The 11,227-nt window shown below is 67.3% G+C and carries 11 protein-coding genes and 1 tRNA gene; 4 read left to right on the forward strand and 8 right to left on the reverse strand.

What is annotated here, in order from left to right; all coding sequences use genetic code 11:
• The first annotated feature begins 71 nt into the window (after positions 1-71).
• Positions 72-1,847: a patatin-like phospholipase family protein gene (locus tag J7528_RS07085; RefSeq protein WP_291872241.1), complete on the forward strand. Its 1,776-nt coding sequence runs from the start codon at positions 72-74 to the stop codon at positions 1,845-1,847.
• Here J7528_RS07085 and J7528_RS07090 read toward each other — a convergent pair.
• Positions 1,825-2,598 (reverse strand): methyltransferase domain-containing protein, encoded by a 774-nt coding sequence (locus J7528_RS07090; RefSeq protein WP_291872242.1) that lies wholly within the window; start codon positions 2,596-2,598, stop codon positions 1,825-1,827. The two genes, J7528_RS07085 and J7528_RS07090, sit on opposite strands and share 23 nt — an antisense overlap.
• 138 nt (positions 2,599-2,736) lie before the next feature.
• On the opposite strand from J7528_RS07090, the gene J7528_RS07095 reads away from it, so the two are divergent.
• Together J7528_RS07095 and J7528_RS07100 are read left to right on the forward strand one after the other, a co-directional pair.
• Positions 2,737-2,886 (forward strand): hypothetical protein, encoded by a 150-nt coding sequence (locus J7528_RS07095; protein ID WP_291872763.1) that lies wholly within the window; start codon positions 2,737-2,739, stop codon positions 2,884-2,886.
• Positions 2,887-2,965: 79 nt separating this feature from the next.
• Positions 2,966-3,052 carry a hypothetical protein gene (locus tag J7528_RS07100; protein ID WP_291872740.1) on the forward strand — a complete coding sequence of 29 codons (87 nt, stop codon included), beginning with the start codon at positions 2,966-2,968 and terminating at the stop codon, positions 3,050-3,052.
• Positions 3,053-3,148: 96 nt separating this feature from the next.
• On the opposite strand, the gene J7528_RS07105 is transcribed toward J7528_RS07100, so the two are convergent.
• The 5 genes from J7528_RS07105 to J7528_RS07125 all read right to left on the reverse strand — a co-directional run bounded on the left by J7528_RS07105 (position 3,149) and on the right by J7528_RS07125 (position 7,831).
• Positions 3,149-4,309, reverse strand: coding sequence for an isovaleryl-CoA dehydrogenase (locus J7528_RS07105; RefSeq protein ID WP_291872244.1), 1,161 nt, complete (start codon positions 4,307-4,309; stop codon positions 3,149-3,151).
• A gap of 85 nt (positions 4,310-4,394) precedes the next feature.
• Entirely contained in the window at positions 4,395-5,705 is a 1,311-nt protein-coding gene (gene spmX / locus J7528_RS07110) for a lysozyme-family localization factor SpmX (protein ID WP_291872246.1), read from the reverse strand.
• Positions 5,706-5,800: 95 nt separating this feature from the next.
• Positions 5,801-7,255: a magnesium transporter gene (gene mgtE / locus J7528_RS07115; protein ID WP_291872248.1), complete on the reverse strand. Its 1,455-nt coding sequence runs from the start codon at positions 7,253-7,255 to the stop codon at positions 5,801-5,803.
• Between the two features lie 152 nt (positions 7,256-7,407).
• Positions 7,408-7,492, reverse strand: a tRNA-Leu gene (locus J7528_RS07120).
• Between the two features lie 87 nt (positions 7,493-7,579).
• Positions 7,580-7,831, reverse strand: a complete 252-nt coding sequence (locus tag J7528_RS07125; RefSeq protein WP_004619996.1) for a FliM/FliN family flagellar motor switch protein — start codon at positions 7,829-7,831, stop codon at positions 7,580-7,582.
• A gap of 71 nt (positions 7,832-7,902) precedes the next feature.
• On the opposite strand from J7528_RS07125, the gene lipB reads away from it, so the two are divergent.
• The gene (lipB, locus tag J7528_RS07130; protein WP_291872250.1) at positions 7,903-8,628 is read left to right on the forward strand and encodes a lipoyl(octanoyl) transferase LipB; all 726 of its coding nucleotides are present in this window, start codon (positions 7,903-7,905) and stop codon (positions 8,626-8,628) included.
• Positions 8,629-8,771: 143 nt separating this feature from the next.
• Here lipB and J7528_RS07135 read toward each other — a convergent pair whose 3' ends face one another.
• Together J7528_RS07135 and J7528_RS07140 are read right to left on the reverse strand one after the other, a co-directional pair.
• The gene (locus J7528_RS07135) at positions 8,772-9,176 is read right to left on the reverse strand and encodes a DUF805 domain-containing protein (protein WP_291872252.1); all 405 of its coding nucleotides are present in this window, start codon (positions 9,174-9,176) and stop codon (positions 8,772-8,774) included.
• Between the two features lie 42 nt (positions 9,177-9,218).
• A complete protein-coding gene (locus J7528_RS07140) occupies positions 9,219-11,213 on the reverse strand; it encodes an acetyl/propionyl/methylcrotonyl-CoA carboxylase subunit alpha (RefSeq protein WP_291872254.1) in 1,995 nt (664 codons plus the stop codon).
• Positions 11,214-11,227 lie beyond the last annotated feature (14 nt).

Below are 11,227 nucleotides of genomic sequence, written 5' to 3' on the forward strand. Positions count from 1 at the left end.
TCGAGATCAACAGTTGCGCCTGAAGCCGCCCCCCGTGGTCAAGCCTTGCGCCTTAAGCTAGCGTCCGCGCCGTGGAAACGCCCCTGCCCGACGACTCGGCCCTGGCGCGCCTGTTCGCCCGCGAGCGGCGCACCGGCGTGGCCACGTGGTTCTCCCTGCCTGGCGGGGCGACGCTGTTCGAGCCGGGCGAAGACGCCAACCAGCTCTATTTCCTGAAGACCGGCCGCCTGGGCGCCTTCCGTCGGGAAGAAGGCCAGGAGCCGCAGTTCCTGGGCGTGATCCGCCCCGGCGAGCCGGCCGGCGAGATGGCCCTGGTCGGCGGCACGGCCCACTCGGCCAACATGGTGGCCCTGCGCGATAGCGAGGTGCTGGCCCTGCCCCGCGACGATTTCTTCGACGCCGCCGAGGAAGATCCGACCGTGATGCTGGAGCTGTCGCGGCTGATGATCCGCCGCGCCCGCCAGGCCCAGACCCACGCGGCGATCGGCGATCCGTCGGTGTTCGGCTTCATCGCCGTCGAGGCCGGCGCGGCCATCCGCCCGATCGTCGAGCGCCTGGCCCGCTGCATCGAAAGCCTGGGCTACTCGGTCACCGTCGAGGGCGGCGAGTCCCTGCTGGCGCCCACCGAATGGTTCAGCAATGTCGAGCGCGAGCACGACTTCGTCCTCTATGTCGCCGAGGCCGACGAGACGGCGTGGAAGCACGTGGTCGGCCGCCAGGTGGACCGGCTGTTCCGCATCGGGCGCGGCGACCGCGCCCCGCCGGCCAGCATTCCCAGCTACGCCTCGGGACCGTTGCAGGCCCAGCGGCTGGTCGACCTGATCCTGCTGCAGTCGGCCAATGCCGTGCGACCCAGTGGCTCAGCCGCCTGGGTGGAGGCGACCCAGGCCGCACGCCTCTTCCATCTGCGCGAGAACGGCCTGGCCGACATGCAACGGCTGGCGCGGGTGCTGACGGGACAGTCGGTGGGCCTGGTGCTGTCGGGCGGCGGCGCGCGGGCCTATGCCCATATCGGCGCGATCCAGGCCATGCGCGAGCGCGGCATCCCGATCGACTTCGTCGGCGGCGCCTCGATGGGCGCGATCGTGGCGGCCGGGATCGCCATGGGCTGGGACGACGGCGAGCTGGAAGCCCGTATTCGCAAGGCCTTCGTCGACACCAGCCCGCTGGACGACATCGCCTTCCCCCTGATCGCCATGACCCGGGGCGAGAAGGTCAAGTCGCGCCTGGACGAGCATTTCGGCACGGTCGACATCAGCGACCTGTGGCTGCCGTTCTTCTGCGTCTCGTCGAACCTGACCTCGGGCGCTTACCAGCTGCATCGCACGGGCGACCTGCAGACGGCGCTGCGGGCCTCGATCTCGCTGCCGGGCGTCCTGCCGCCGGCCACCGAGGACGGCGCAGTACTGGTCGACGGGGCGGTGATGAAGAACTTCCCGGCCGACGTCATGCGCTCGTTCCAGCTGGGGCCGATCGTAGGGGTCGACGTCACCCGCGGCCGCAGCATCACGGCCGAGGACGTCTATCGCCCGCCGTCGATCTGGAGCTGGATCGTCTCGGGCGAGTGGCGCAAGGGCCCGCCGATCGTGGCCCTGCTGATGCGCGCCGCCACGGTGACCACCGGCCGGGATCTCGCCGCCGCCCGCGAGGCTTCCGACGTGCTGATCACGCCCAAGCTGGAGGGCATAGACATCCGCGACTGGCGCGCCTTCGAGCCTGCCGTCCGCGCCGGCTACGTCGCCGCCAGCTTCGCGCTGGAGGGCCTGCATGGCCCCGTCACCGAACTGCGTCGCCGGCCCAGCCTGGCAGAGAAGCGCGCGGGCCTCACCCCTTCCGCGCGACGATGAACAGCCGCTTGAACGGAAACAGCGTCACGCCGTCCTCGCGGCGCGGATAGTCCTGCGCCAGCCGCGCCCGCCAGGCGTCCAGGAACGGCGTCTTGGCCTCGTCAGGCAGGGCGTCCAGATAGGGCCGTAAGGTCGTGCCCATTGTCCAGTCGACGATCGGGTCCTGGCCGTGCAGGGCGTGCAGGTAGGTCGTGGTCCAGATGTCCACGTCCGGGCACAGCGGGGCCAGCCAGGCATAGTAGTCCTCCGGCGCATTGGCGTGGCGCACACCCTCGACGCCGGTCAGATGCTTGGCCCACGGCCCCTCAGCGGCGATCTCCGTGAGCGTCCCGCGCCAGCCCAGGCCATCGGCCACCGGCATCTGCACCGCCAGCACGCCGCCCGACGACAGGCTCTCGGCCAGGCGCGGGATCAGCACGGCGTGGTCGTCCACCCACTGCAGGGCGGCGTTGCTGAAGATCAGGTCGGTCGGCGCGTCCGGCGCGAAGCCCTTGATATCGCCCAGGATCCACTCGACCCGCGTGGGCAGGGCCTTGGCCCGCTCCAGCATATCGGGACTGCTATCCAGCCCCCTCACCCGCGCCTGCGGATGCCGCGCGGCCAGCAGCGCCGCCTGCTCGCCCAGGCCGCAACCCAGGTCCCAGATGTCCAGCGGGTCCAGATCGCGCGGAATGGCGGTCAGCAGGTCAAACGCCGGCCGCTCCCGGTATCGGCGATAGAGGGCGTAGGTATCCGGGTCCCAGCTGGCCATGCGAATCCCTCCCCGTTTCAGCAACCCGAGCGATGCAACCTGCGCCCTTGTGAAGAATTCTTCCTATAGGCGAAGATTCATCATACGGTTCGAGTCAGGTCTCCGACAGAGGGACTACTAGGGAAGGATTCACGCGGTATGCCCACGCGCATTCACCTGGCGCCGAATGGTCCGTCGGACCCGGCCACCAACGTCCGTCGATTCAATTTCAACCGTCCCATCGCGGTCGGCGCGGCCCTCGTCCTGTGGGCGGCCATCCTGGTGGGGCTCAAGCTTTTGGCAATCTGACCCGCGACTTCGCGTCGCGTGCGATCCCCTCTTTTCAAGAGCGCAAACAGACCCATATGCTGTCTGTGTTGTTCAACTATTGAAAGGAGGTGATCTAGTGTCTCATTGTCTCCAACCGCGGTCGCAAGTGGTGACCTGGAGCCTTAAGAGCGAGGTTTCCGCCTGAGGCGTTGAACGCCAAAGGTTCTAAGTCACACGCTGCGAAAGCGGCCATGACGATGGAAGGGCCGCCCCACCAGGGCGGCCCTTTTTCATGTCTGGATCAGGCCCCGATCAGTTCCCGCCCGATCAGGAAGCGGCGGATCTCGTTGGTGCCGGCGCCGATGTCGTACAGCTTGGCGTCGCGCAGCAGGCGCTCGACCGGCCATTCCTTGATGTAGCCGGCGCCGCCTAGGGCCTGGATGGCCTCCAGCGACACCTTCACCGCGTTTTCCGAAGCCATCAGGATCGCGCCGGCCGCGTCGAAGCGGGTGGTCTTGCCGGCGTCGCAGGCGCGGGCCACGGCGTAGACGTAGGCGCGAGCCGAGTTCAAGGCCACGTACATGTCGGCGATCTTGCCCTGCATCAGCTGGAACGAGCCGATGGCCTGGCCGAACTGCTTGCGGTCTCGGACATAGGGCAGGACGATGTCCAGGCACGCCTGCATGATGCCCAGCGGGCCGGCGCTCAGCACGGCGCGCTCATAATCCAGGCCGCTCATCAGCACGCCCACGCCGCCACCGACCGGGCCCATGACGTTCTCTTCCGGGATCTCGCAGTCCTCGAACACCAGCTCGGCGGTGTCGCTGCCGCGCATGCCCATCTTGTCCAGCTTCTTGCTGACGCTGAAGCCTTTCATGCCCTTCTCGACGATGAAGGCGGTGATGCCGCGGCTGCCCTCGCCCGTCTTGGCGTAGACCACCAGGGTGTCTGCGTGGGGGGCGTTGGTGATCCAGAACTTCGTGCCGTTCAGGACGTAGCGGTCGCCCTTCTGCTCGGCGCGCAGCTTCATCGACACCACGTCCGAACCCGAACCGGCCTCGCTCATGGCCAGCGAGCCGACATGCTCGCCGCTGATCAGCTTGGGCAGATACTTCTGCTTCTGCTCGGGCGTGGCCCAGCGGCGGATCTGGTTGACGCACAGGTTCGAGTGCGCGCCGTAGCTGAGGCCCACCGAGGCCGAGGCGCGGGAGATCTCCTCCATCGCGATGACATGCTCGAGGTAGCCCAGACCCAGGCCGCCGAACTCTTCTTCCACCGTGATGCCGTGCAAACCGAGGTCGCCCATCGGGACCCACAGGCCGCGCGGGAATTCGTTGCTCTCGTCGATCTGGGCCGCCAGCGGCGCGATCTTGTCGGCGGCGAAGCGGGCCGTGGTTTCACGGATCGCGTCGGCCGTCTCGCCCAGCGCGAAGTCCATCGAGGGTGCGAAATTCATCGTCATAACTTCCTCCCTAGCACAAAACGCCCGCAAGGCGCCGAACCTTGCGGGCGTTCTTGCTCAGTTTCCGCGAGGGAAGCAAAGAAAACTATTCTTCGTCTTCACCCATTTCCGGACCGGCAAGGCGGCGAAGCAGAAGATAGGCCGAAACCACGAAGCAGATCGCGCCAATCATGCTGGCGCCGTAGCCGAACAGCTTCACCTGGCCATCCGAGCCGGCAGCCACGGTTAGGATCCACAGGACGCCGCCGCCGAACAGGGCCAGGCCCAGGATGCCCAGGCTGATCAGCAGGCTGGTGTTGCCGAAGCGCGGTTGCTCCGACTCGACCATCGGCACGTCCATCGGATGCAGGTCGACCTCTTCGCTGGTCGAGAAGCCGCCGAGGTTGAACACCGACGAGCCCGAGGCCGGGGCGGCGAACAGGCTGGGCTCGCTGGCGGCCGGCTTCGGCGCGGGCGCGAAGGCCTCGACCGGCGCGACTTCTTCCACTTCGACCGGCTGCGGCGTCAGGCGGAACGGCGTGAACTCGACAGGCGCGGGTTGCGGAGCGGGCTCAACCGGGGTCGTGGTCGGTTCATTCTGGAACAGGACCGGCGCGGGCTCGGTCACGGCCGGTTGGGCCGGAACCGGCGGTTCGGGCAAACCGAGGTCATCCTGGCGGGCGACCGGCTTGGTTGTCGCGGCCGGCGCGGTCGTCGGGGCGTCCGAGAGAATGGCCTCCAGGCGCGCGCTGACGGCGGCGGCCGACTGTTCGGTGGCGGTCGGGCCGTCCTCTTCCGGGACAACCACGTTCAGCGGCAGGCCTTCTTCCCGCTCGGCGACGACGCGGTCGCCTTCGGTGCGGGTGCTGACGGCCATCGGCGTCTGTTTCGGCACGGCGCAGCTGGCGTCGTAGTCGACCTTCGGGCGCAGCACCGGGCTCGGGGCCGGAACCCACTCGCCATTGGCCGGCGTCAGGAACAGGGTCTTTTCGGCCGAGCGGCGGCGGACCAGGGCGTCGATGACGATCCGTTCGCCTTCGAAGTCGGCCTTGCGCCACATCTCCATCGCGCACGCGGCTTGCAGCAGCGAGCCTTCGTTGATCCGGCGCAGCACGCCCGAGCGGAGGAAGTTGTCGAGACCGATATTGAAGGCGAAGCAGACCAGCGCGTCGAACTGGTTCTGGTTCAGCGGCGCGTAGGTGTGTTCGTTGACCGAGTGGGCGACCGAGATCAGGTCGTACAGCAGCAGGGCCTCGGCGTCCTTTTCAGAGACGGAGGCGCCCTCGCGAGCGGTCAGGGTGTGGCCATAGCCGACCGTCCAGCGCCCGTCGGGGAGCTGCGCGGCCTTCTGACGGTAGCCTTCGAATCTCTTGATGAGATCGACGGCCGCCCGGGTGACCTGATGGCGCGGTTTCATCGCGGAGTTTGACCCAGTTTGAGACAGACGCGGATGCGTTCGCCTGTCTCGGCGCAAGGTCGGCGCCAGTTTTCCCTTACAGCGCTAGAAAACCGTCAGTGCAGCAGCAGCGAGGCGATCAGCAGCACGGCGAAGAAGCCCGTGAAGTCCGTCAGGAAGGTCACGAAGATCGACGAGGACACAGCCGGATCGCGGCCCATCTTCTCCAGCGCCAGGGGCATCAGGATGCCGCCCAAGGCCGCGGTGAAGATGTTGGCGATCAAGGCCGCGCCGACGATGATCGCCAGCTTGTCGTGGTGGTCGGACGGCCCGAAGAACAGATAGGTCGCCACGCCCATGACCAAGGCCAGGCTGACGCCGTTGACCAGGCCGACCAGCAGCTCGCGCGCCACGATGCGGCGGGCGTTGGCCGTGGTCAGCTCCTTGCTGGACAGTGCGCGCACGGCGACGGCCAGGGTCTGGGTGCCGGCGTTGCCGCCCAGGGACGAGACGATCGGCATCAGGATGGCCAGGGCCACCAGCTGGGCGATCTCGGCCTGGAAGATGGCGACGCCGCTGACCGCCAGGGTGGCGGTGGCCAGGTTCAGCATCAGCCACGGCAGGCGCGACTTGACGATCTCGATCACCGAGGCGTCACGACCCGCGTCGGACACACCGGCCAGAGCCAGAATGTCTTCCTGGGCCTCGTCCCTGATGACCTCGACGATGTCATCGACGGTGATCTGGCCGACAAGGCGTCCGCCCGCATCGATCACCGGGGCGCTGATCAGGTGGTACTTGTCGAAGATGTAGGCGACCTCTTCCTGGTCCATGCCGACATCGATTTCGGTCGCCGCCTCCATCAGCTCGGCCAGCGGCGTATCGCGGCGGCTGCGCAGCAGGATGCTGATCGGGATGGCCCCGACGGGCTTGTAGGTCGGATCGACCACATAGACGTCGAAAAACAGCTCGGGCAGCTGGTCGCCGGCCTCGCGGACGTGGTCGATGGTCTGGCCGACCGTCCAGAATTCCGGCGCGGCCAGGAACTCGCGCTGCATCAGACGGCCGGCGGTCTCGTCCTCGTAGGACAGGGTCGTCTCGATGGCGGCGCGGTCGGTCTCGCCCATGGCGGCCAGAACCTGGAAACGCTTGGTGTCGTCCAGGTCGTCGATGACGTCGGCGGCGTCGTCGGTGTCCAGTTCCTCCAGCGCCCGGGCCAGGGTCACGGACGGCGTGGCCTCCAGCACCTCCTCGCGGAGGTTCTCATCCATCTCCGAGATGATCTCGCCCAGCGCTTCCGGATCCAGCAGCGGGATCACGTCCTCGCGGTAGTCGGCCGTGAGAAAGCCCATCAGGTCGGCGACGTCGGCCGGTTCCAGCGCCGTCACCAGCTCGCGCAGGCGCTTGAGATCGCCGCTGTCGACGGCGTCGATCACCATCTCGACATATTCGGGATTGAGGGCGTAGTCCTCGCCAAGGGCGAGGTCTTCCAGCTCCTCGGGGGTCTCAGATTTGGCCAGCGGGATGTCGTCCAGCATGTCGTCGGTCAGTTCGGCGGTGTCCCGGGTCATGGGGGCCTCCTGAGCTCAAGAGCTGCTGGGTTCGATGCGGTTTGGTCCGATGAAGCGACCCTGGGGCGAAACCAAGGCCTAGAAACGATTAGAGCGCCCCTAGCGAGTCGGAAACCGATTTCGCCGGGAGCGCTCTATTCTGTGTTCAACACTGGTGCGGTCGAGAAGACTCGAACTTCCACATCTTGCGATACAGCGACCTCAACGCTGCGCGTCTACCAATTCCGCCACGACCGCATCGTGGTGAGGGGCGGCAGGTAGCAAACTGAATCGGATTTGGGAAGCCGGAACTTTGCAAACTGCAAAGTCCCAGGGTGCGGCGAATTACGCGCCGCCGGCCATGTAGTCATAGACGTCGGCCGCGCGGGTCACCTGGATGGCGATGCGGTCGTCGCTGATCTGGATTTCGCCACGCGCGATGGGGTGGTTGTTGGCCAGGATCCACACTTCGTCATTGGTCTTGGCGTCCAGCGGGATCACCGCGCCGCGGCCCATGCGCAGGAGTTGCTGCATCGGCAGGATCGAGCGCCCCAGCAGAACGGAGATCTCGACATTGACGGCGTTGACCTGGCTCACGAAGTAAGACCCTTGACTGACACACGCGACCGAGGTGGTCGCCGCCGTCTCGGTCGCAAGATTAGGGCCACATGCTTGCTCTCCCGTTAAACGCTGAAAACACTGGACTTCCGAGCATGAGGCGGGATGACGCGGCAAACGTGGGGTGGGCGGTTTCGACCGACTACGTGCCCTACCCGGCAGCCGTTGCCGCCATGGAGGCGCGCGCCGCCGCCATCGCCGAGGGCACGGCGGGCGAGCTGATCTGGCTGCTGGAGCATCCGCCGCTGTACACGGCCGGGGTGTCGGCCAAGGCGACCGACCTGATCCAGCCCGACCGCTTCCCGGTGTTCGAGAGCGGGCGCGGCGGGCAGTTCACCTATCACGGCCCCGGCCAACGGGTGGCCTATGTGATGCTGGACCTGAGCAAGCGCGGCCGCGACGTCCGCGCCTTCGTGGCGGCGCTGGAAGCCTGGATCATCGACGCCCTGGCCGCTTTCAACGTCACCGGCGAGCTGCGCGACGGCCGGGTCGGCGTCTGGGTTGAGCGCAAGGGCGCCGGCTGGAGCCGCGAGGACAAGATCGCCGCCATCGGCGTGAAGCTGCGCAAGTGGGTCAGCTTCCACGGGATCAGTCTGAACGTGGAGCCGGATCTGGGCCATTTCAGCGGAATCGTGCCGTGTGGCCAGGTCGAGCACGGGGTCACCAGCTTGGTGGACCTCGGGCTACCGGTGACGCTGGATGAGGCCGACGCGGCTCTGCGGAGCAGCTTTGCGAAAATCTTCGGGCCGGTGGAAGAGGCAGAAGCGCCGGTCTAACCCCCATCCCGTTTCCCCGGCGAAAGCCGGGGTCCAGCTGGAAGAGCTTTGAGGTAGACGCCAAGCGCGCCGAGCCTATCCCATCAAACCAGCGCTTTGGGATCTGGGTCCCGGCTTTCGCCGGGAAGATCGGATCTGTGGGACTAGATCGCCACCGCCTTCAGCGGGTTGGGCCCATACCGATTGGCCCCCTGCTCGCCGCCCATGACGCCCAGCTCGACGATCGCCCAGATCAGGACCAGGCTGAACAGGAAGTCCAGGAAGTGCTCGGGCTGCGGCCAGACCGCGACCACCGCCACCAGGATCAGCAGCGCCCACCAGCCCGAGCGGCCGCGGTCATGCAGGCGCTTGGACAGCACGCAGGCGCCCGAGAACAACAGGGCCGGATAGACCAGCCAGCCGGTCAGCCAGTGCAGGGTGTAGCCGGCGATGGCCTCGTACAGCACCGCCACGCCGACCAGCACGCCAGCCGCGATCAGGAACGGCGTGCGCGACAGCCTGCCGTTCGACGACAGGAACAGCTCCGCCCATTCGCTACGATCGCTCATTTCGCCTCAGCTCCGACTCGTATCGGCAATCTAGGCGCTGACTTAAGCGAACTCCACCAGCACCTCGTCGGCCGCGACCGGGTCGCCGCCCTTGGCGTTGACGGCCTTGACCACCCCATCCCGCTCGGCGCGGATGATGTTCTGCATCTTCATGGCCTCGAGCACGCAGACCACCTCACCTTCTCGGACCTGCTGGCCGGTGGTGACGTCCATCGAGACCACCAGGCCCGGCATCGGCGACAGCACCAGCTTGGAGGTGTCGGCGGCCTGCTTCTCGGGCAGCTTGTCGTGCAGCTCCGCCGAGCGAGGCGTGAGGACCAGCACGCGGGCCTTGGCGGCGCGGTGGCGGATGTCGAAGCCCTCGGCGGCCGGGGCGACCTGGACCGTGAAGGCCTTGCCGCCCAGCACGGCCTTGAACACCGGCTTGCCCGGACGCCAGTCGATGTCGGTCAGTTCCAGGGTGCGGCCCTCGTCGAGCAGTTCGACGGCGACGTCCCCTTCCCCGCCGATCTTCACGGGGCGCTTGGCGTGGCCGACCGCCACCACCCAGTCCTCGCGCGGCGCGCCGGCCAGGCCCGAGGCGTATGACCGGGCGCGCGCGGCATAGACCCGCTGCATGGCCGCGCCGACGGCGGTCAGGATGTCCAGCTGCTCGGTCGTCGGCGCGGTCCCGTGGAAGCCCTCCGGGAACTCGTCCTTGATGTAGCTGGTGGCCAGATTGCCCGACCGGAACCGCGCTTCGTCCATGACGGCGGCCAGGAACGGGATGTTCTGGCCCAGGCCCTCGATGTGGAAATCCTCCAGCGCCCGGCCCATGCCGTCGATCGCCGCGATCCGGGTCGGGGCCCAGCTGCACAGCTTGGAGATCATCGGGTCGTAGTACATCGAGATCTCGTCGCCCTCGCGCACGCCGGCGTCGTTGCGGACCGTGTAGCCGTCGTGCTCGCCTTCCGCCGGCGGGTCGTAGCGGACCAGACGGCCGATCGATGGCAGGAACTTGCGGTAAGGATCCTCGGCGTAGATGCGGCTCTCGATGGCCCAGCCGTTGATCTTCAGGTCCTTTTGCTCGAAGGCCATTTTCTCCCCGTAGGCCGAGCGGATCATCTGCTCGACCAGATCCAGGCCCGTAATCAGCTCGGTGACCGGGTGCTCGACCTGCAGGCGGGTGTTCATCTCCAGGAAGAAGAAGCTCTTGTCCTGACCGGCGACGAACTCGACCGTGCCGGCGCTGTCGTAGTTCACGGCCTTGGCCAGGGCGACGGCCTGGGCGCCCATGGCCGCGCGGGTGGCCTCGTCCAGCAGGGGCGACGGGGCCTCCTCGATGACCTTCTGGTTCCGGCGCTGGATCGAGCACTCGCGCTCGAACAGGTGGACGACGTTGCCGTGCTTGTCGCCCAGCACCTGGATCTCGATGTGGCGCGGGCTCTCGATGAACTTCTCGATGAAGATGCGGTCGTCGCCGAAGCTGGCCTTGGCCTCGGCGCGGACGGCCGGGAAGCCTTCCTCGACGTCCTTGCGGTTCCAGGCCACGCGGATGCCCTTGCCGCCGCCGCCGGCCGACGCCTTGATCATCACCGGATAGCCGATCTGCTCGGAGATCGTCACGGCCTGCGCGGTGTCGGCGATCTCGCCGATGTGGCCGGGCACGCAGGACACGCCTGAGGCCTGGGCGAACTTCTTGCTCTCGATCTTGTCGCCCATGGCCTGGATGGCGCCGGGATTGGGACCGATGAAGACGATGCCCTCGTCGGCGCAGCGTTGGGCAAAGCCCGCGTTCTCGGACAGGAAGCCGAAGCCCGGGTGCACGGCCTGGGCGCCGGTCTGCTTGCAGGCGGCGATGATCTTGTCGGCGACGAGGTAGCTCTGGGCGGCGGGCGAAGCGCCGATATGCACGGTCTCGTCGGCCATCTCGACGGCCAGCGAACCGGCGTCGGCGTCCGAATAAACCACCACGGTTTTGATGCCCAGGCGGCGGCACGTTTTGATCACGCGGACGGCGATCTCGCCACGATTGGCGATCAGGATCTTCGAGAACATGGCAACTTCCGCCC

This window comes from Caulobacter sp. (assembly GCF_017744445.1).
Lineage (GTDB): Bacteria > Pseudomonadota > Alphaproteobacteria > Caulobacterales > Caulobacteraceae > Caulobacter.

Excerpts from the sequence above, each read along its gene's own strand:
- J7528_RS07105 (WP_291872244.1), bottom strand. The coding sequence starts at position 4,309 with ATGACGATGAATTTCGCACCCTCGATGGACTTCGCGCTGGGCGAGACG.
- lipB (WP_291872250.1), top strand. The coding sequence starts at position 7,903 with ATGCTTGCTCTCCCGTTAAACGCTGAAAACACTGGACTTCCGAGCATG.
- J7528_RS07135 (WP_291872252.1), bottom strand. The coding sequence starts at position 9,176 with ATGAGCGATCGTAGCGAATGGGCGGAGCTGTTCCTGTCGTCGAACGGC.
- spmX (WP_291872246.1), bottom strand. The coding sequence starts at position 5,705 with ATGAAACCGCGCCATCAGGTCACCCGGGCGGCCGTCGATCTCATCAAG.
- J7528_RS07140 (WP_291872254.1), bottom strand. The coding sequence starts at position 11,213 with ATGTTCTCGAAGATCCTGATCGCCAATCGTGGCGAGATCGCCGTCCGC.
- J7528_RS07095 (WP_291872763.1), top strand. The coding sequence starts at position 2,737 with ATGCCCACGCGCATTCACCTGGCGCCGAATGGTCCGTCGGACCCGGCC.
- J7528_RS07090 (WP_291872242.1), bottom strand. The coding sequence starts at position 2,598 with ATGGCCAGCTGGGACCCGGATACCTACGCCCTCTATCGCCGATACCGG.
- mgtE (WP_291872248.1), bottom strand. The coding sequence starts at position 7,255 with ATGACCCGGGACACCGCCGAACTGACCGACGACATGCTGGACGACATC.